The organism is Klebsiella scottii, assembly GCF_036561945.1.
Lineage (GTDB): Bacteria > Pseudomonadota > Gammaproteobacteria > Enterobacterales > Enterobacteriaceae > Klebsiella > Klebsiella scottii.
Window position 1 is genome coordinate 511,749 of the sequence record NZ_JARXNI010000020.1, and the last position, 18,877, is coordinate 530,625.

The following is an 18,877-nucleotide window of genomic DNA, read 5'->3' on the forward strand; positions in this document are numbered from 1 at the left end:
AGAGGATGAATTGAGAATGCCAATACGTTCATACGTTAAACTGTTAACCTACAGTTAATCAGAGTGATACCAGCATGATAACTTTTTCTCATCGAGCACGAGCTAACGCGAATGCTTCTCTTATATCAATGGTTCAACGTTTTTCAGATATTATCATTATCTTTCTTGGATTATATGCGATTTGTTTTTTTAATGGTTTTCCTTTTGAATACAAGCATGCTTTAATCTCATGTACTGTACTTGTTATGTTCCAGATGATTGGTGGGATAACAGATTTTTACCGCTCATGGCGTGGGGTTAAAATATCTGCTGAGTTGATTTTAATTTTAAAAAATTGGACCTTGAGTTTATTACTTACACTAGGGGGAGTGTCACTATTACCAGAGCTTTACCTAAGTTTTAAAATTTTTATAGAATGGTATTTTATTGTTGTGATTGGTTTCGTTTGCTGTCGTTCAGCAATACGCCTTGGCTCCGGAATACTTAGGAACTTAGGTTATAACACTCGACATGTGGCTGTAGTGGGTTCATTACCTACAGGAGTTAACCTTCTAAAGGGGTTCTTAGAAGAGCCTTGGTTAGGATTCATTGTTAAAGGTATATATGATGATCATTCCGAAGGTGATTATGATGGTGTTCCTTATGCTGGTTCATTATCACAATTAATTCAAGATGCACGAGATGGAAAACTGGATCGGATTTATATTGCTCTGAGTATGAAGGATGAGGTAAAGATAAAAGAAATCGTCAGTCAACTTACAGATACAACCTGTTCAGTCTTACTTATCCCAGATCTATTTACCTTTAACATTCTGCAATCTCGTACTGAGGAAATAAATGGTGTACCTGTTGTGCCATTATTCGATACTCCATTGAATGGAATTAACATGGTATTCAAACGTCTTGAGGATATCATTGTTTCTGCCGTTATCCTTATTCTCATTTCGCCGGTGTTGCTGGTCATTGCTTGTGCTGTTAAGTTAACATCTCCAGGCCCGGTCATCTTCCGTCAAATACGTTATGGAATGGATGGTAAACCCATTAAGGTATGGAAGTTTCGGTCAATGTCTGTGATGGAAAATGATGATAAAGTTGTTCAGGCAACTAAGAACGATTTACGTATAACTAAAGTAGGGAAGTTTTTACGGAGCACATCTCTAGATGAGCTACCACAGTTTTTCAATGTACTCTTTGGTCAGATGTCTGTTGTTGGCCCTAGGCCTCATGCTGTGGCACATAATGAACAATATCGCTCCCTTATTCAGGGATATATGCTCAGACATAAAGTTAAACCAGGAATCACTGGGCTGGCTCAGATTAATGGTTGGCGAGGTGAGACAGACACTTTAGAAAAAATGGAAAAAAGGATCGAATTTGATCTACTCTATATTAGAGGCTGGAGTATTTGGTTAGATCTAAAAATAATTTTCCTTACTGTTTTTAAAGGATTTGTTAATAAATCGGCATATTGATAAGCTCTATTTTTATAGAATTCGTGCTTATTAATCATTATGAGTTAAAACTTTAATGAAAAAGCTTTCACTTCTTCTGAAGGAAAAATCTATTATCAACATTATTTGGCTAATGTCTGATAGTGTTTTGCGTCTAGGTATGGGATTTATTGTAAGTGTCTGGCTCGCACGGTACTTAGGCCCTGCAGAGTTCGGGATGTTTAATTATGCATATGCTATGATTGCGATTTATGCAGCCGTTGCTTCGCTAGGCATGAATGGAGTAGTTGTTCGGGAAATTGTTAAAGGTGACCTGAATAATGCAACCATTATGGGGACATCCTTTTCTCTTCAGGTCATTGGCAGTTTTTTTGCTTCAATTCTTGTAGTTGTCACAGTAATGCTGTTAAGACCACATGAGTGGGACTTGATGCTGGCTGTTTTATTCATGTTACCGTCAGTATTACTACGTTCTTCCGACATAATTAAATACTGGTTTGAAGCAACTGTATCTGCCAAATATACTGTCTTAGCTCAGAATTTTTCTTTTTTTATAAGTTCATTGGCAAAGTTGCTTGTTATATATCTGAATGGTAGTTATTTAGCTATTGCTGCAACAATTAGTTTAGAGGCTTTTTTACTGGCTGTTCTTTTATTTTATTTTTATAAAAAGAAAAAAAATTCATTGGCATGGAAATTTGATTTCCTAGAGGCTAAGAGATTGTTGTCAATTAGTTGGCCGTTGGTATTATCTGGTGTAGCATTAATGTTATATATGCGTATTGACCAGATAATGATTGGTAATATTATAGGGGATGCTGCAGTTGGAATATATTCTGTTGCTGTGAAAATGGTTGAAATATGGTATTTTATTCCTGTTGCAATTGTATCCTCTCTTTTTCCAAACATTATAAAGTTAAAGTCTATAGACGATAAAAAGTATAACCAGAAGTTACAGTTTCTCTATGATGTTTTGGTTATTATAGGTGTTATGCTGGCTATATTAATTACGCTTATATCCGATTATATTATTGTAACTCTTTATGGGCCTCATTATTACGAGGCTTCTGAGTTGATTAAAATTTACGCATGGGTGAGTTTGTTTTACTTCTTAAGTTCTGCAAGTGGTCGTTGGTATATTAATGAAGGGTTGCAAAAATATGCACTAAATAGAAATATATTAGGGCTAATTATCGGTGTGATACTTAATTTTATCTTAATACCAAGGTTTGGTGCGAAAGGTTCTGTTTATGCAACATTGATTGCTTATTCTTGTGCTGGGTATTTTTTTGATGCTTTGAGTTCGAAAACCAGAGTTGCATTTTACCAGAAAACAAAATCTTTATGGTTACCTGGTTCTATTCGTCGAGTTAAAAAGACAATTTTAGGATGATATATTATATGAAGCGACAAGTTATTTTATATGGTGCATTTGATAGATATAATTATGGTGATAATCTCATGCCTATATTGCTAGAAAAGTTTCTTTATAAGTATCATTATGAGAAAATAGATAGTATTGAATTTGTATTTTCCTCTATAAAAAAATCTGACTTGTCAAAATATAAATGTATGCCAACTATTCCGATGCGTGAGCTTTTAAATGCACCAGATGGTTCTTCAGTAATTATCGTAGGTGGCGAGGTACTTGGTGCAAATATTGGTATCTTATATACACACGTTCAAGATAGCTTGTTAGCCACGAAAATATTACGATTTATAAGGAAACTATCTCCCACCTTACTAAATAATATTGCTCACCGAAATTACGATGCTGTATGGGATTATCCTTATATTCCAAATAAAGATGACTTTGAAAATAATGTTAAGATTATATATAATACTGTAGGTGGTAATCCTGCAGTCACTGAGCAAAAAAATATCATCTCAGCTGATTATGTATCGGCTCGTGATGGCAGAACTTTTAAGCATTTATCTAATTTCTGTGATCCAAAGCTAGTTCCTGATTCTGTTCTAATGGCATCTGCTGTTATCGATGATGAGTTTTTCAGTACTGTCGTTAGAAAAGAAATTAGAGACAAAATTGGCAACAACTTTATCAGTGTTCAGGCATGTCCATATAAAGTTGATTTTACGGCTGTTCAGATGGCAAAAGAACTGGAGCGTATTGTTGATACTCATTCTGTTGATATTGTCTTACTACCCATAGGATATGCTAGTGGGCACGATGATGCTATTTTTCTGGAAAAAGTGAACGGCTGTGCTGATAATAAATTTATACTTCTTTCAGAGTTAAATGTATGGGAGATTATGTTTGTAATTTCCAGATCAAAAGCGTATTTTGGGACAAGTCTACATGGTGTTATTACTGCTATGTCATTTATAGTCCCTCATTTTTCTATTAATGAGAATATTGAGAAAATTACATCTTTCTTACACACATGGAGTGTTTCTCCATATAATAAACCAATTTCTATTTTTAATATGACAGAGGCTTTTTCTCTTTCGAAAGATAATGATGACTCTGACTTGAAATATGCAACACTTCAAACTCAGAAGATTATTTCTGAAAGCCTCAATGAGATTGCTAATATATTGTAAGTGTTATGCGGGAATATGCTATGCATACACAATGGTTTTGTGAGATATTATGATGCCAATAAAGGTTGCTTTTGTTATTGTTCTTTATGATAAAAAAGTAAATGATTCTACCACTATTAAGTCTTTACTTTTGTCTGGTATTTCGGATGTTACAGTTGTCATTCATAATAATGGTCCCCAAAAAATAGAGTTGGATTCTGACTTAATTATTGAGTCTAGATGTAAAAATGTAGAATTAAAGCTAAACAATTGCACTTCGAATAAACCTTTGAGCGTCATTTATAATGATTTCATTGAAGAGTATAATCATTTTGATAAGTTTATTATTTTTGATGATGATTCGGAAGTGACATCTTCATTTATTAAAGCTATCTACGATTGTGAATATGATGTTCAACTACCTCTTATTATATCTCGAATTGATGGTAAAATATATTACCCAATGACTTATGGGAAAGTTGTTGAAGGAGAAGGGACGTTTGATCCACAATGTACTCATTCAATAGGCTCTGGCCTTATTATTGATAAGAGAGTTGTTGATATTTTTAAAAGTAAGGCGACTCAACTATTTGATGAACACTATGCGTTGTATGGTGTTGATATAAGCTTTTTTCGCAGAATATGGTTGTTTTCTACTCAAGGGGATGTTTTTAAGTTTAAAACATCATCTCGATTAATTCATTCATTATCTCGAGCAGAAGGTGAAGAAAGTACATTCCGACGTAAGGAACGGTTAATCGATTTTGCTATTACTGTAAGGCATTATCCTTCAGCCCGCGGTTGGTTATCATACGGAAAAAGAATGTTGCTAAACGTACTTTATCTCAGGTTTAGTGATATTCACACTATGTGTGATGCACTAATTCATGGTAATCACCCTAGATGCAGGAATAGATAAAATTATTATTTATAAATCCAATTTCTTACTTACGATTTTTATAGGAATAAAATAAATGAAACTCATTATCACTGGTGGTGCTGGCTTCATTGGTTCTGCAGTAGTAAGATATATTATTAATGAAACAGATAATGAAGTTATTGTTGTTGATGCTTTGACGTATGCTGGTAATTTAGAATCCCTTCATACAGTGTCCGATCATCCTCGTTACCAATTCGAGAATATCAATATCTGTGACCGTCAGTCATTAGACCATCTTTTCAGTGAATATAAACCTGATGCCGTTATGCATTTGGCTGCTGAGAGCCATGTCGATCGCTCAATTGATGGCCCTGCCGCATTTATCGAAACCAATATTGTCGGAACCTATACTTTGCTGGAGGCTGCACGAGAGTACTGGAATAAACTCGATAGCGTTGCTAAAAAGGCTTTTCGCTTCCATCATATATCTACAGATGAAGTCTATGGCGATCTTCATGGTGGAGATGATTTGTTTACTGAAACGACTTCTTATGCACCAAGTAGTCCGTACTCTGCATCAAAAGCATCAAGCGATCATTTAGTTCGTGCTTGGTTGCGTACCTATGGCTTACCAACCATCGTTACCAATTGTTCAAATAATTATGGGCCTTACCATTTCCCAGAAAAATTGATCCCGCTAATTATTTTAAATGCACTTGACGGTAAATCTTTGCCAGTTTATGGCGACGGTGGACAAATTCGTGACTGGTTGTATGTGGAAGATCATGCTCGTGCACTTTACGCCGTTGTTACCAAAGGTAAGGTTGGAGAAACTTACAACATTGGGGGCCATAACGAACGAAAAAATATAGAAGTTGTTAATACTATCTGCCAGTTACTTGAAGAATTAGTACCAACTAAGCCTGAAGGTGTTCTCCAATATACTGATTTAATTACATATGTTGAAGACCGTCCTGGACATGACATGCGTTATGCTATAGATGCCAGAAAGATTGATAATGAATTAGGTTGGAAACCGCAAGAAACATTTGAAAGTGGTATCCGCAAAACTGTGCAATGGTATTTATCAAATGTAGATTGGTGGCGCCGTGTCAAAGATGGGTCCTATACAGGTGAGCGCTTAGGTATTTCTCAGTAATTACAAATAGGGAAAATTGAAAATGAAAGGTATTGTTTTAGCTGGAGGATCCGGTACACGTTTATATCCTCTGACCCAAGGGACATCTAAACAGTTAATGCCAATCTACGATAAGCCGATGGTTTATTATCCTATTTCAGTTCTTATGTTAGCTGGTATCAGAGACATTCTTATAATTTCAACTCCTGACGATATGCCTGCCTTCAAACGTTTACTGGGGGATGGAAATCAATTTGGGATTACATTCAGTTATGCAATACAACCAAGTCCTGACGGATTGGCTCAGGCTTTCTTGATAGGCGAAGACTTTATTGATGGTGATTCTTGTGCTTTAGTCTTGGGCGATAATATTTACTTTGGTGAGAGCTTTGGTCGTAAACTTGAAAATGTTGTAATGCGTACCGAAGGTGCGACAGTATTTGGCTATCAAGTTATGGATCCTGAACGTTTTGGCGTTGTAGAGTTTGATGATGAAAATTGTGCTATTTCGCTTGAGGAAAAACCTGTAAAACCTAAATCTAATTGGGCGGTTACTGGTTTATATTTCTATGACAATAGTGTTGTTGATATGGCCAAGAAAGTGAAACCGTCTGAACGTGGCGAGCTTGAAATTACAACTCTTAATGAAATGTATCTTGAGCGAGGTAATTTGCATGTTGAGAAACTCGGCCGCGGGTTCGCATGGCTTGATACTGGCACTCATGAAAGTCTGCTTGAAGCATCTCAATTTATTCATACAATTGAGCAACGCCAAGGATTTAAAGTTGCTTGTCTTGAGGAAATTGCTTATAGAAAAGGATGGTTATCTAAAGAAGCAGTCCTTGCGCAAGCAAAAATTTTATCTAAGACACAGTATGGTCAATATTTGAGAGCGTTGGCTGAGGAAAATTAATATGCAAATCATTGAAACGCGAATTGCTGACGTCAAGATTATTCAACCTAAAGTTTTTGGTGATGCTCGCGGTTTTTTTCTTGAGACATTTGAAAGAAAACGTTATCAAGAATTACTAAATATTGATCTTGAATTTGTTCAGGATAATCATTCTCGCTCTTCTCAAGGTGTCTTACGTGGCTTACACTTTCAGAATAAAAATCCGCAAGGTAAATTAGTTCGAGTGGTTCGTGGTACTGTATTTGATGTTGCTGTAGATATTCGCCCTGAATCACCAACGTTTGGTCAGTGGGAAGGTGTGATTCTCTCAGAAGAAAATAAAACTCAATTTTGGGTACCTCCGGGTCTTGCTCATGGATTTGTTGTATTGTCAGATATTGCTGATTTTGAGTATAAATGTACTGATTATTATAGCCCTTCATATGAAGGTTGCCTCTCCTGGAATGATCCTGAGATTGGTATCAAATGGCCGATAGACAATCCGTTGTTATCTGATAAAGATAAGCAAGGGAAGACACTTAAGGAACTATTTTCATGAGAGTCTTATTGACTGGTGCGAGTGGGCAACTTGGTCATTGCTTTCAGGACCGTCTTCCTCAAGGATGGGAAGTTTGGCCAACAGATACTTCCGAACTTGATATTACTAAGCATGATGCTGTCTTGGCAGCAGTTGAAAGTTATCAGCCTAACATCATCGTTAATGCAGCAGCATACACTGCTGTTGATAAAGCAGAAACTGATGTTGAGCTTGCTGACTTAGTGAATAATCGTGGTCCTGAGAATCTTGCGTTTGCGGCAAAAAAATATAATTCTCGACTTATTCATGTTTCTACTGATTATGTTTTTGATGGTAATGCTACTGTTCCCTATACGGAGAAGGATCAGACTAACCCGCTTGGCATATATGGAAAAACAAAGCTTGATGGTGAGAGGGCGGTGATTAATGTTCTACCACAATCTATCATTGTGCGTACTGCATGGGTGTTTAGTGAGTATGGTCATAACTTCCTAAAGACTATGCTACGTCTTGGACATGAGCGTAATAGCTTAGGGATTGTTAGTGATCAACGTGGTTGTCCTACATATGCTGGAGATATTGCGGATGCAATCATCGAGCTAATCAATGCTCAGGCCGATGGTGGGATTTATCACTACTGTGGTGATAATGAGGTTTCATGGTTTGAATTTGCACAGGAAATTTTCGGTTCAGCAAAAGATGCAGGGAAACTGAGTAAAATCCCAGAACTTAATGCAATCGCGACAGAACTTTATCCTACACCTGCTAAAAGACCTGTATTTTCAACTCTTGATACCACTAAAATTCAAAAGATTGGTATTTCACCATCTAATTGGCGGCTTGCCATTAGTGATGTGATAGCAAAGCTATAACTTAATTTAATTGAGTTGTACAAATCTTGCTATTGATTGATGATATGCTCACTTTGAGTTGGTATACCTATTCTCGGCGTGTTTCAGTGATTTGTCTAGTCGCTAATCAATTAGTTATATCTTTCACGAGCTTGAATTGAAGTATATACAAGGCTCAGGTATTGCAATGCTCCCTTAGCTTTTTGCGCTATGCGCCTCACCAGCTTTGAGCTAACATAATCATCACATTTAAGCTGCGAACGTGTCGCAGTGACCACACCAGACAGGAGTATGTAATGTCCAAGCAACAGATCGGGGTTGTCGGTATGGCAGTGATGGGGCGCAACCTTGCGCTCAACATCGAAAGCCGTGGTTATACCGTCTCTGTTTTCAACCGCTCCCGTGAAAAAACTGAGGAAGTGATTGCCGAGAATCCTGGCAAGAAACTGGTCCCACATTATACCGTCAAAGAGTTTGTTGAATCGCTCGAAACTCCACGCCGTATCCTGTTAATGGTGCAAGCTGGCGCTGGCACCGATAGCGCTATTGATTCCCTGAAACCGTATCTGGATAAAGGCGATATCATCATTGATGGTGGCAACACTTTCTTCCAGGACACCATTCGCCGCAACCGTGAACTCTCTGCTGAAGGTTTTAACTTTATTGGTACGGGAGTGTCGGGTGGAGAAGAGGGGGCACTGAAGGGCCCATCTATCATGCCTGGTGGTCAGAAAGAAGCTTATGATCTGGTAGCTCCAATCCTTGAGCAGATCGCTGCTCGCGCAGAAGACGATGAGCCTTGTGTTGCCTATATCGGTGCTGACGGTGCTGGCCACTATGTGAAGATGGTTCATAACGGTATTGAATACGGTGACATGCAGCTCATTGCAGAAGCTTATGCTTTGCTGAAAGGTGGTCTTGCGCTATCAAATGAAGAACTGGCTACAACCTTTACCGAGTGGAATGAAGGTGAGCTGAGCAGCTACCTAATTGATATCACTAAGGATATATTCACTAAGAAAGATGACGAGGGTATATACCTTGTTGATGTGATTCTTGACGAAGCTGCCAACAAAGGTACCGGTAAATGGACCAGCCAAAGTTCTCTTGACCTTGGTGAGCCACTGTCTCTGATCACTGAGTCTGTTTTTGCTCGTTATATTTCCTCTCTGAAAGACCAACGTGTTGCAGCTTCCAAAGTGTTGACAGGACCGCAAGCCCAACCAGCTGGTGAAAAATCCGAGTTTATCGAGAAAGTGCGTCGTGCTCTTTATTTGGGGAAAATTGTTTCCTATGCGCAGGGCTTCTCTCAGTTACGAGCCGCATCTGATGAATACAACTGGGATCTCAACTATGGTGAGATTGCCAAAATCTTCCGTGCCGGTTGCATCATTCGTGCCCAGTTCCTGCAAAAGATCACTGATGCTTACGAGCAGAATGCAGAGATTGCTAACCTGTTGCTGGCTCCATACTTCAAACAGATTGCTGATGAATATCAGCAGGCTCTGCGTGATGTAGTTGCTTATGCTGTGCAGAATGGTATCCCGGTACCAACTTTCTCTGCTGCTATTGCATACTACGACAGTTATCGCTCTGCAGTTCTGCCGGCTAACCTGATTCAAGCTCAGCGCGATTATTTTGGTGCTCATACCTATAAGCGTACCGATAAAGAAGGTGTATTCCATACTGAGTGGATGGAATAATCAGTAATTATTAAAATAATTTAACCCCGGTTATTTAATAACCGGGGGTTTTTCAGTGAATTTCTTTCAATACGAAAACTCCTGTTACGATTGTTTGCCCTCTCTTTAAAGCTTTGCTATTTACTCTCTACCAGGCCCGTTCTGTCCTTGACATGCATCTAATCAGAGAGTAAAACCGCCACAAGTGTTGATTACCAGGGTGGCTAATATGCCATTGTCCAGTTAACTGATTAAAGTGTGATCGAATGAAAATTACTATTTCCGGTACCGGTTATGTTGGTTTATCGAACGGCATCCTGATTGCGCAAAACCACGAAGTGGTGGCGCTTGATATCGTTCAGTCCAAAGTCGATATGCTTAACCAGAAGATTTCTCCGATTGTCGATAAAGAGATCCAGGAATATCTGGCCGAAAAATCGTTGAATTTTCGTGCGACAACTGACAAGCAGGACGCTTATCGTAATGCTGATTACGTCATTATCGCTACCCCAACTGATTACGATCCAAAAACGAACTATTTCAATACTTCTACCGTTGAAGCCGTCATTCGCGATGTTGCTGAGATTAACCCTGGCGCGGTAATGATTGTGAAATCGACAGTTCCTGTTGGTTTTATCCGTGATATCAAAGAACGTTTCGGTATTGATAACGTTATTTTCTCTCCAGAGTTCCTGCGCGAAGGTCGTGCGCTGTATGACAATTTGCATCCTTCCCGCATCGTTATTGGTGAGCGTTCCGAACGTGCAGAGCGTTTTGCCAATCTGCTGAAGGAAGGGGCGATTAAGCAAGATATTCCGACTCTGTTCACTGATTCGACTGAAGCCGAAGCGATTAAACTGTTTGCCAATACCTATCTTGCGCTGCGCGTTGCTTATTTCAATGAACTCGACAGCTATGCTGAGAGCCAGGGTCTTAACAGCAAGCAGATCATTGAAGGGGTATGTCTGGATCCGCGCATTGGGAACCACTACAACAATCCGTCGTTTGGTTATGGCGGCTACTGCTTGCCTAAAGACACCAAGCAATTGCTGGCAAACTACGAGTCGGTACCGAACAACATCATTGGCGCTATCGTTGATGCTAACCGTACCCGCAAAGACTTTATTGCAGACTCTATTCTTGCCCGTAAGCCGAAGGTTGTTGGCGTTTATCGTTTGATAATGAAGAGTGGTTCAGACAACTTCCGTGCGTCCTCTATTCAGGGCATTATGAAGCGTATTAAAGCTAAAGGTGTTACGGTTATTATTTACGAACCGGTCATGCAGGAAGATGAGTTCTTTAACTCCCGGGTAGTTCGCGATCTGGAAGCTTTCAAGCAGGAAGCTGACGTCATTGTATCTAACCGCATGGCGGAAGAACTTGCTGACGTCGCTGATAAGGTATATACCCGCGACTTATTTGGCAACGACTAGCGTTTTGCTGACCATGACTGGCGGTACCAGCCGCCGGTCTGTTTTAACCATCTCCTTTTAGACCCTTCTTATCTCTCCCTGTACTGTCCCTACCACCAATAAAATTGTGATGTAGCCCGTAATCTAGCATTCCATCCATTGCACCGTCAGAACAGGTCGGATATGTTGTATCTACCTTGTGAAGAGCTACCGTCACTGTGATGTAGATGCTGGAGATAAGCGCCGGAAGGTAAAACAAAGCCTGCAATGCAGGCTTTTGTTATTTTTATGGCCAGGGAAACTGATATACTCTTGGCTGGATTTCCGATTTGTTATAAAAAGAGTCCGTACTGAAAATAGAATAGTGCAGTTACCTTTCTTAAATTTTTCCTCTTCTGTCAGTATACTAATCCTGCAATTACCATTTGCGTTTATTGAACGACAACTTAGTTCTTTTTCTATCCTTTAAATAAGAAATTAAAAAATAAACAGAAACAGCGAGCAGTATGGCAGCAGTAACTAAGAAAAATAGGTTTTCCATAAGATCTACCAAGGCGAAAGTAACGGTAATAAATGATTAGGTTGAAATTAAAAGACTGATGGAAACCATCTTTATCGTAATAACATAGCTTCTTTCCAGGAAAATTCCTATACGGTAATTATGTTTTTTTTATGAAGAATAAAAAACTACGCATATAAAAAAGCTTAGCGTTAGCTTCTGATTTTTGGCAAAGACTACGCTTTTAGCTTGTTAGAGGCATTTTCAGACAGTTATAAATGGGGAAATCTCGATCCCTTTCATCAAGAGTCTAAGAGCTCGGAAGTGAAAAAGTCACTAAAATTAGCCACAGAGAATAGCTGCTAAGCGGAAGAGAGAGAACGATACCCGGAAGGGAGAACCGCAGCCACGCAGCTGCGGTTCAGAAAATGATTGTGCGATTATGCCTTGTAGTATTCTTTATACCAGTCGACGAAATTCTTCACGCCTTCATTGACGGTCGTCTGCGGTTTGAAGCCAACAAGATCGTACAGCGGTTTGGTATCCGCGCTGGTTTCAAGTACGTCGCCCGGCTGGATAGGCATCATATTTTTCTCAGCGATCATTCCCAGCGCCTCTTCCAGGGCGGTGATGTAATCCATCAGTTCAACCGGAGAGCTGTTGCCGATATTGTATACGCGGTACGGAGCGGAGCTATTTGCCGGCGAGCCATTCTCAACGGTCCACTCCGGGTTCGGCTGCGGGATAACGTCCTGGACGCGCACAATGGCTTCCACAATATCGTCAACGTAGGTGAAATCACGTTTCATCTTGCCGTAGTTGTACACATCAATACTCTTACCTTCCAGCATGGCTTTAGTGAATTTGAACAACGCCATGTCAGGGCGACCCCACGGGCCGTATACGGTGAAGAACCGCAGCCCGGTAGTCGGTATCCCGTAAAGGTGGGAGTAGGTATGCGCCATCAGTTCATTCGCTTTCTTGGTGGCGGCATACAGTGAAACAGGATGGTCGACCGAGTCGTCGGTTGAGAACGGCATTTTACGATTCAAACCGTAGACGGAACTGGACGATGCATATAGCAGGTGTTCGACCTTATGCTGTCGGCAACCTTCCAGAATGTTCAGATAGCCGATCAGGTTAGAGTCGGCATAGGCATGAGGGTTCTCCAGCGAGTATCGAACGCCGGCCTGAGCGGCCAGGTGGATCACGCGGTTAAACTTCTCTTCTGCGAACAGTCGTGCAATGCCTTCCCGATCGGCAAGGTCGACTTTGTGAAAACTAAAAAGGGAGGATTGCAGTAAATCCAGACGCGCCTGCTTAAGATTGACGTCGTAGTAATCATTCATGTTGTCGATACCAACAACCTGATGACCCGCCTCAAGAAGGCGCTTGCAGGTATGGAAACCGATAAATCCTGCGGCTCCAGTGACTAAAAACTTCATGTTCATCCTCCGGGTTTGTTGTTTCCCGCTATATATAATCGCCGATTTTACACCGGGTTGCCTTGGGGGTCATCTGCTTTCCCGTTTCCGGATCTTCATGAAGCAGTCAGAGAAGGGGAGTGCTTAAGAAGCGGCAGATCGCATCTGCGCTATATTCCCTATATTATTTTTTGCAAATAAAAATCATTATCATTTAAATGTAAGTTAGCATCATAATAATACCTATAGTTTCTTATACCAATAATTGATGTTCTGCCGATAAAGTACTCAATGCGAGATCGAGCGTGTCCTATGGACTATATTGTTACTGATTATATGTTTTCCGAGTATTTCGCCGCTGAATGCTCGTTATTTCTATGTTAACTGAACGGTTTTTATTTTTTTTAGTTACATATCAGTTGGTTATGGTTTTTCTTTGAAATTATGTAAATAATGTATCCTTGTTGTTTGCTTTTTACATGAATTAATTCGCCATGCTTTTTGATTTTTATTCTTAGTTACCAGCGTTATAATGCGCGGATAATCTATGCATCACAGCATTGTTGTTTTGCAGGGTAATGCTTCCTCAGTACATTTGGTGACCTGTGTTACAAACCCTGAAATGGATATTCTTTCTCGGGGGGCAGAATATGAGGAATGGGGTGGATCGTTGCGCCAGTTTAGCTACCCTTGATGCTTTAGCGACGCATACAGCAGCTTTACTGACGCGTTGAGCCAGCGTTCAGCGAACGTACCTTTGATGTCGGTGATCCCGGGTTCTTGCTAAATGAGAAAGTCCTGATGGATAGCCGGTAGCAAAAGGGAGAAAGTGGCGCCTGCGCATCTGCCGCCTGATGAGCGACTTACGGCCTGAAAACAGAGATATGGCTACCGAGGTATATCTCTGTTTTTGGTTATTCATCGCGGGTCTCTCGGGGCTGTTTGCCTGTGGCGGTAAGACTCAGCGGAAAGGTCAGTTCCTGGGAAATGGCAATTGTTTGCTGTTACCTGCTGTCCGAGAGTCCCGAAATGATGATGACAGTGTACAGAAGCGTTACGCGTTTTGGTTGCGATAGCCAATGGCGGTAGCGTGCCTGAAATTTATGATACATGCTTAATTAGCATATAACTATTTGAAAAACGAGATAAAGTATGAAGATCCTTGTTACCGGTGGCGCGGGTTTTATCGGTTCCGCCGTTGTTCGTCATATTATTGAAAATACCCAGGATAACGTTCGCGTCGTGGACTGCCTGACGTACGCAGGTAATCTCGAGTCTCTGGCACCCGTAGTCCAAAACGAACGCTATTCGTTTTCATGCACGGATATCACCGACGCACAGGGGATCGCCGGGCAGTTCAGTGAGTTTCAGCCGGATATCGTGATGCATCTGGCGGCTGAAAGCCATGTTGACCGCTCTATCGACGGCCCGGCCGCCTTTATCCAGACGAACCTGATCGGCACCTTCACGCTGCTTGAAGCGGCACGTCACTACTATCAGTCGCTGAACGATGCGCAGAAACAAGGCTTCCGCTTCCATCACATCTCCACTGATGAAGTCTACGGTGACCTCGATGGCACCGATGACCTGTTCACTGAAGAAACGCCGTATGCGCCAAGCAGTCCGTACTCGGCCTCCAAAGCCGGCAGCGATCATTTAGTCCGCGCCTGGAACCGCACCTACGGTCTGCCGGTGGTGGTGACTAACTGCTCGAATAACTATGGCCCGTATCACTTCCCGGAAAAACTGATCCCGCTGACCATTCTCAACGCGCTGGCGGGCAAACCGCTGCCGGTTTACGGCAACGGCGAACAGATCCGCGACTGGCTGTACGTCGAAGACCACGCGAGGGCGCTGTATAAAGTGGCCACCGAAGGCCATAGCGGCGAAACCTACAACATCGGCGGTCATAACGAACGTAAAAATATCGACGTGGTGAGAACCATCTGCGCCATTCTCGATAAAGTGGTGGAGCAGAAGCCGGGCAACATCAGCCACTTTGCCGACCTGATCACCTTTGTTAAAGACCGTCCGGGGCATGACCTGCGTTACGCCATTGATGCGGCTAAAATTCAGCGCGACCTCGGCTGGGTGCCGGAAGAAACGTTCGAAAGCGGGATTGAGAAAACGGTGCACTGGTACCTGAATAATCAGACCTGGTGGCAGCGCGTGCTGGACGGCTCCTATGCCGGTGAACGTCTTGGTCTGAATAACTAATTAAGGTGGATTGCAGGATGAAAGGTATTGTTCTGGCCGGCGGCTCCGGCACCCGTTTGTATCCGATTACCCAAGGCGTGTCTAAACAGCTGCTGCCGATTTACGACAAACCGATGATTTACTATCCGGTCTCGGTGCTGATGCTGGCCGGTATCAGGGACATCCTGATTATCACCACGCCGGAAGATATGCCGGCCTTCCAACGTCTGCTGGGAGATGGCTCGCAGTTTGGCGTCAATTTCAGCTACGCCATTCAGCCGTCGCCGGATGGTCTGGCGCAGGCCTTTATCATTGGTGAAGAGTTCATCGGGAATGATGCCTGTGCGCTGGTGCTGGGCGACAATATCTACTTCGGGCAAAGCTTCGGTAAAAAACTGGATGCCGCGGCCAGCAAAACTTCGGGTGCCACCGTCTTTGGTTACCAGGTTCTGGATCCGGAGCGTTTTGGCGTGGTGGAGTTTGACGAAAACTTCCGGGCGCTGTCGATTGAAGAGAAGCCGCTGAAACCGAAATCAGACTGGGCGGTGACCGGTTTGTACTTCTATGACAATGACGTGGTGGAGATGGCGAAAGCGGTGAAACCGTCAGAACGTGGTGAGCTGGAAATCACCACCCTGAACCAGATGTATCTGGACCGTGGCGATCTGCAGGTCGAGCTGCTGGGCCGGGGTTTTGCGTGGCTGGATACCGGTACGCACGACAGCCTGATTGAAGCCTCGCAGTTCATTCACACCATCGAGAAGCGTCAGGGGATGAAGGTCGCCTGTCTGGAAGAGATCGCCTTCCGTAATCGCTGGCTAAGCGCGGAAGGGGTGGCTAAGCAGGCTGAACGGTTGAAGAAAACAGAATACGGCGCTTATTTGCAACGTCTGCTCAGCGAACGCTAGTCGCGTACCGACCAAATACAGGGTATCAATAATGAAAATTTTGCTGATTGGTAAAAATGGCCAGGTGGGCTGGGAGCTACAGCGGTCGCTGTCGACGCTGGGTGAAATGGTTGCCGTGGATTATTTTGATAAAGAGCTCTGTGGCGATTTGACCAATCTTGCGGGTATTGCGCAAACCGTCCGTCAGGTGAAACCGGATGTGGTGGTCAACGCGGCGGCACATACGGCGGTGGATAAAGCGGAAAGCGAACGTGAGCTGTCCGACCTGCTGAACGACCGGGGCGTGGCAGTGCTGGCGGAAGAGTCGGCAAAGCTGGGGGCGCTGATGGTGCACTACTCCACCGACTACGTGTTTGATGGTCTGGGCAGTCATTATCGCCATGAAGATGAGGCCACGGGACCGCTGAACGTCTATGGTGAAACGAAACGCGCCGGGGAAATCGCGCTGGAGCAGGGTAATCCGCGCCACCTGATTTTCCGCACCAGCTGGGTTTACGCGACGCGTGGGGCGAACTTTGCCAAAACCATGCTGCGCCTGGCGGGTGAAAAAGAGACGCTGTCGATCATTAACGACCAGCACGGCGCGCCAACCGGCGCCGAGCTTCTGGCCGACTGTACCGCCATTGCCATCCGTGAAGAGTTACGCAATAAAGCGGTTGCCGGAACCTACCATCTGGTGGCCAGCGGTGAAACCAGTTGGTACGACTATGCGCGCTTTGTATTTGATGTGGCGCGGGCGAACGGCGTGCAGCTGGCTATTAATACGGTGAACGGGATCCCGACGACGGCCTACCCGACGCCGGCGAAAAGGCCGCTGAATTCCCGCCTGTCGAATGAGAAATTCCAGCGTGTATTCGGCGTGACGCTCCCGGACTGGCGGCAGGGCGTTGAGCGCGTGGTTGTTGAAGTTTCAGGTAAGTAAAGTAAGTGAGCATACAAAATGAATATTATTAAAACCGCAATTCCGGATGTATTAATTTGTGAGCCGAAGGTGTTTGGCGACGCCCGCGGGTTTTTCTTTGAAAGTTTCAGCAGTAAAATCTTTGATGAGGCGGTGGGTCGCAAGGTTGAGTTTGTACAGGACAACCACTCGCAGTCGCAGAAAGGCGTGCTGCGCGGTCTGCACTATCAGCTGGCGCCGCATGCGCAGGGTAAGCTGGTGCGCTGCATTGAGGGTGAAGTGTTCGATGTCGCCGTGGACGTACGTCGCTCATCGCCGACGTTTGGTCAGTGGGTTGGCGTGGTGCTGAGTGCGGAAAACAAGCGTCAGCTGTGGATCCCGGAAGGTTTTGCGCACGGATTTATGGCGCTGAGCGAGACGGTGCAGTTTATATATAAGGCGACCAACTACTACGCGCCGCAGTCAGAGCGCAGCATTCTCTGGAATGACCCGGAAATTGGTATTGAGTGGCCTGCTATTGATGATATTCAGCTTTCTGTAAAAGATCTGAATGGATTATTATTGAGCGATGCTGAAGTATATAATTAATTCATGAATATAAACGACAAAATTGCGATCCTGCTCTGCACCTATAATGGTGAAAAGTACTTAAGAGAGCAGGTTGATTCGATTATTAATCAAACCTATCAAGAGTGGGTTATTTACGTTTCTGATGATGGTTCCACGGATGGAACCATCGCTATTTTAGAGGAGTACCAGCGTCAGCTTGGCGAGGACCGTCTGTTTATTACCCACGGCCCGCGTAAAGGATTCGCCTGGAATTTTATCTCTTCTTTGCAAAATAACGGCACTCATTGCCGTTATTTTGCGTTTTGCGATCAAGATGATATTTGGTACATCGATAAGCTCGCCCGTGGGATTCAATATCTTGCTGGTTTTAGCCAGAGAAATGAACCAGCGGTGTACTGTGGGCGAACCAAACTCATTGACGGTGATGGCCAGCCGATTGGTGATTCGCCATTATTTGAGTACAAGCCATCATTCTGTAACGCGTTAGTACAAAGCATTGCCGGTGGCAACACTATGATCCTGAATTATCCAGCTAAAGAGCTGGTAAGCAAAACACCCTGTTATGAGGAAATTATCTCCCATGACTGGTGGATCTATATCCTGGTTTCGGGCTGCAATGGCCACATGTACTATGATCCGAATCCCTCAATATATTATCGGCAGCACGGTGATAATATCATCGGTTCGAATATATCGATGACCGCAAGAGTTTTGCGGATAAGGAAGTTGATGGATGGTAAGTTCAAAATCTGGAACCAAAAAAACATCGATCTGTTGCAAAGTTTCGATGCGCAATTGACGGTAGAAAATAAACAAAAGTTAAAAGATTTTGTTAAGCTACGCAGCTCTTGTTTGGTTGACAGGTTCCGGACGTTTTGTAAATTAAAACCTTATCGGCAAACCACGCTTGGCAATATTGCTTTGTTTATGGCCGTTCTTTTAAAGAAGCTCTAAAAGCTGCTATTGACTAATTTGTTCAGTACGGTTCTATACT

General features: G+C 42.8%; 17 protein-coding genes. 15 read left to right on the plus strand and 2 right to left on the minus strand.

Annotated features, from left to right (window positions below; genetic code table 11):
• Positions 1-74 precede the first annotated feature (74 nt).
• The 10 genes from wcaJ to ugd all read left to right on the plus strand — a co-directional run bounded on the left by wcaJ (position 75) and on the right by ugd (position 11,406).
• Positions 75-1,472 (plus strand): undecaprenyl-phosphate glucose phosphotransferase, encoded by a 1,398-nt coding sequence (gene wcaJ, locus QFI97_RS10110; RefSeq protein WP_346431057.1) that lies wholly within the window; start codon positions 75-77, stop codon positions 1,470-1,472.
• 55 nt (positions 1,473-1,527) lie between these two features.
• Positions 1,528-2,844, plus strand: a complete 1,317-nt coding sequence (locus tag QFI97_RS10115; RefSeq protein ID WP_346431058.1) for a flippase — start codon at positions 1,528-1,530, stop codon at positions 2,842-2,844.
• Positions 2,845-2,852: 8 nt separating this feature from the next.
• Positions 2,853-4,013 carry a polysaccharide pyruvyl transferase family protein gene (locus QFI97_RS10120; RefSeq protein ID WP_346431059.1) on the plus strand — a complete coding sequence of 387 codons (1,161 nt, stop codon included), beginning with the start codon at positions 2,853-2,855 and terminating at the stop codon, positions 4,011-4,013.
• A gap of 49 nt (positions 4,014-4,062) precedes the next feature.
• Complete coding sequence (locus QFI97_RS10125) at positions 4,063-4,911, plus strand: glycosyltransferase family 2 protein (protein ID WP_346431060.1); 849 nt, start codon at positions 4,063-4,065, stop codon at positions 4,909-4,911.
• A 55-nt stretch (positions 4,912-4,966) separates the two neighbouring features.
• Positions 4,967-6,031, plus strand: coding sequence for a dTDP-glucose 4,6-dehydratase (gene rfbB, locus QFI97_RS10130; protein ID WP_346431061.1), 1,065 nt, complete (start codon positions 4,967-4,969; stop codon positions 6,029-6,031).
• Positions 6,032-6,053: 22 nt separating this feature from the next.
• Complete coding sequence (rfbA, locus tag QFI97_RS10135) at positions 6,054-6,923, plus strand: glucose-1-phosphate thymidylyltransferase RfbA (RefSeq protein ID WP_346431062.1); 870 nt, start codon at positions 6,054-6,056, stop codon at positions 6,921-6,923.
• 1 nt (position 6,924) lies between these two features.
• On the plus strand, positions 6,925-7,461 hold the full coding sequence (gene rfbC / locus QFI97_RS10140; RefSeq protein ID WP_346431063.1) for a dTDP-4-dehydrorhamnose 3,5-epimerase: 537 nt from the start codon (positions 6,925-6,927) through the stop codon (positions 7,459-7,461).
• Positions 7,458-8,312 carry a dTDP-4-dehydrorhamnose reductase gene (gene rfbD / locus QFI97_RS10145; protein WP_346431064.1) on the plus strand — a complete coding sequence of 285 codons (855 nt, stop codon included), beginning with the start codon at positions 7,458-7,460 and terminating at the stop codon, positions 8,310-8,312. The genes rfbC (QFI97_RS10140) and rfbD (QFI97_RS10145) overlap by 4 nt, the downstream gene beginning before the upstream one ends.
• A gap of 275 nt (positions 8,313-8,587) precedes the next feature.
• Entirely contained in the window at positions 8,588-9,994 is a 1,407-nt protein-coding gene (gene gnd, locus QFI97_RS10150; RefSeq protein WP_346431065.1) for an NADP-dependent phosphogluconate dehydrogenase, read from the plus strand.
• 245 nt (positions 9,995-10,239) lie between these two features.
• Positions 10,240-11,406, plus strand: coding sequence for a UDP-glucose 6-dehydrogenase (gene ugd / locus QFI97_RS10155; RefSeq protein WP_346431066.1), 1,167 nt, complete (start codon positions 10,240-10,242; stop codon positions 11,404-11,406).
• A gap of 397 nt (positions 11,407-11,803) precedes the next feature.
• Here the strand turns inward: ugd and QFI97_RS10160 are convergent, their stop codons facing one another.
• Together QFI97_RS10160 and QFI97_RS10165 are read right to left on the minus strand one after the other, a co-directional pair.
• Positions 11,804-11,926, minus strand: coding sequence for a small membrane protein (locus tag QFI97_RS10160; protein WP_346431067.1), 123 nt, complete (start codon positions 11,924-11,926; stop codon positions 11,804-11,806).
• A 398-nt stretch (positions 11,927-12,324) separates the two neighbouring features.
• Positions 12,325-13,329, minus strand: a complete 1,005-nt coding sequence (locus QFI97_RS10165; protein WP_346431068.1) for an NAD-dependent epimerase — start codon at positions 13,327-13,329, stop codon at positions 12,325-12,327.
• Between the two features lie 1,131 nt (positions 13,330-14,460).
• On the opposite strand from QFI97_RS10165, the gene rfbB (QFI97_RS10170) reads away from it, so the two are divergent.
• Genes rfbB (QFI97_RS10170) through QFI97_RS10190 form a run of 5 tightly spaced genes read left to right on the plus strand, consistent with a single transcriptional unit; the run spans position 14,461 to position 18,837 of the window.
• On the plus strand, positions 14,461-15,525 hold the full coding sequence (gene rfbB, locus QFI97_RS10170) for a dTDP-glucose 4,6-dehydratase (protein ID WP_095100916.1): 1,065 nt from the start codon (positions 14,461-14,463) through the stop codon (positions 15,523-15,525).
• 17 nt (positions 15,526-15,542) lie between these two features.
• Positions 15,543-16,412 (plus strand): glucose-1-phosphate thymidylyltransferase RfbA, encoded by an 870-nt coding sequence (gene rfbA / locus QFI97_RS10175; protein ID WP_346431069.1) that lies wholly within the window; start codon positions 15,543-15,545, stop codon positions 16,410-16,412.
• A 31-nt stretch (positions 16,413-16,443) separates the two neighbouring features.
• Positions 16,444-17,334, plus strand: coding sequence for a dTDP-4-dehydrorhamnose reductase (rfbD, locus tag QFI97_RS10180; RefSeq protein ID WP_346431070.1), 891 nt, complete (start codon positions 16,444-16,446; stop codon positions 17,332-17,334).
• An 18-nt stretch (positions 17,335-17,352) separates the two neighbouring features.
• Positions 17,353-17,901, plus strand: coding sequence for a dTDP-4-dehydrorhamnose 3,5-epimerase (gene rfbC, locus QFI97_RS10185; protein ID WP_290018151.1), 549 nt, complete (start codon positions 17,353-17,355; stop codon positions 17,899-17,901).
• 3 nt (positions 17,902-17,904) lie between these two features.
• Positions 17,905-18,837: a glycosyltransferase family 2 protein gene (locus QFI97_RS10190; RefSeq protein ID WP_290018154.1), complete on the plus strand. Its 933-nt coding sequence runs from the start codon at positions 17,905-17,907 to the stop codon at positions 18,835-18,837.
• The last annotated feature ends 40 nt before the right edge of the window (positions 18,838-18,877 follow it).

What these genes read in the sequence shown, in the direction of transcription:
- rfbC (WP_346431063.1), top strand. Translation starts at nt 6,925, where the DNA reads ATGCAAATCATTGAAACGCGAATTGCTGACGTCAAGATTATTCAACCT.
- ugd (WP_346431066.1), top strand. Translation starts at nt 10,240, where the DNA reads ATGAAAATTACTATTTCCGGTACCGGTTATGTTGGTTTATCGAACGGC.
- rfbC (WP_290018151.1), top strand. Translation starts at nt 17,353, where the DNA reads ATGAATATTATTAAAACCGCAATTCCGGATGTATTAATTTGTGAGCCG.
- rfbD (WP_346431064.1), top strand. Translation starts at nt 7,458, where the DNA reads ATGAGAGTCTTATTGACTGGTGCGAGTGGGCAACTTGGTCATTGCTTT.
- rfbB (WP_346431061.1), top strand. Translation starts at nt 4,967, where the DNA reads ATGAAACTCATTATCACTGGTGGTGCTGGCTTCATTGGTTCTGCAGTA.
- QFI97_RS10190 (WP_290018154.1), top strand. Translation starts at nt 17,905, where the DNA reads ATGAATATAAACGACAAAATTGCGATCCTGCTCTGCACCTATAATGGT.
- QFI97_RS10165 (WP_346431068.1), bottom strand. Translation starts at nt 13,329, where the DNA reads ATGAAGTTTTTAGTCACTGGAGCCGCAGGATTTATCGGTTTCCATACC.
- rfbB (WP_095100916.1), top strand. Translation starts at nt 14,461, where the DNA reads ATGAAGATCCTTGTTACCGGTGGCGCGGGTTTTATCGGTTCCGCCGTT.
- QFI97_RS10115 (WP_346431058.1), top strand. Translation starts at nt 1,528, where the DNA reads ATGAAAAAGCTTTCACTTCTTCTGAAGGAAAAATCTATTATCAACATT.
- rfbA (WP_346431069.1), top strand. Translation starts at nt 15,543, where the DNA reads ATGAAAGGTATTGTTCTGGCCGGCGGCTCCGGCACCCGTTTGTATCCG.
- QFI97_RS10160 (WP_346431067.1), bottom strand. Translation starts at nt 11,926, where the DNA reads ATGGAAAACCTATTTTTCTTAGTTACTGCTGCCATACTGCTCGCTGTT.
- QFI97_RS10120 (WP_346431059.1), top strand. Translation starts at nt 2,853, where the DNA reads ATGAAGCGACAAGTTATTTTATATGGTGCATTTGATAGATATAATTAT.
- QFI97_RS10125 (WP_346431060.1), top strand. Translation starts at nt 4,063, where the DNA reads ATGATGCCAATAAAGGTTGCTTTTGTTATTGTTCTTTATGATAAAAAA.
- wcaJ (WP_346431057.1), top strand. Translation starts at nt 75, where the DNA reads ATGATAACTTTTTCTCATCGAGCACGAGCTAACGCGAATGCTTCTCTT.
- gnd (WP_346431065.1), top strand. Translation starts at nt 8,588, where the DNA reads ATGTCCAAGCAACAGATCGGGGTTGTCGGTATGGCAGTGATGGGGCGC.
- rfbD (WP_346431070.1), top strand. Translation starts at nt 16,444, where the DNA reads ATGAAAATTTTGCTGATTGGTAAAAATGGCCAGGTGGGCTGGGAGCTA.
- rfbA (WP_346431062.1), top strand. Translation starts at nt 6,054, where the DNA reads ATGAAAGGTATTGTTTTAGCTGGAGGATCCGGTACACGTTTATATCCT.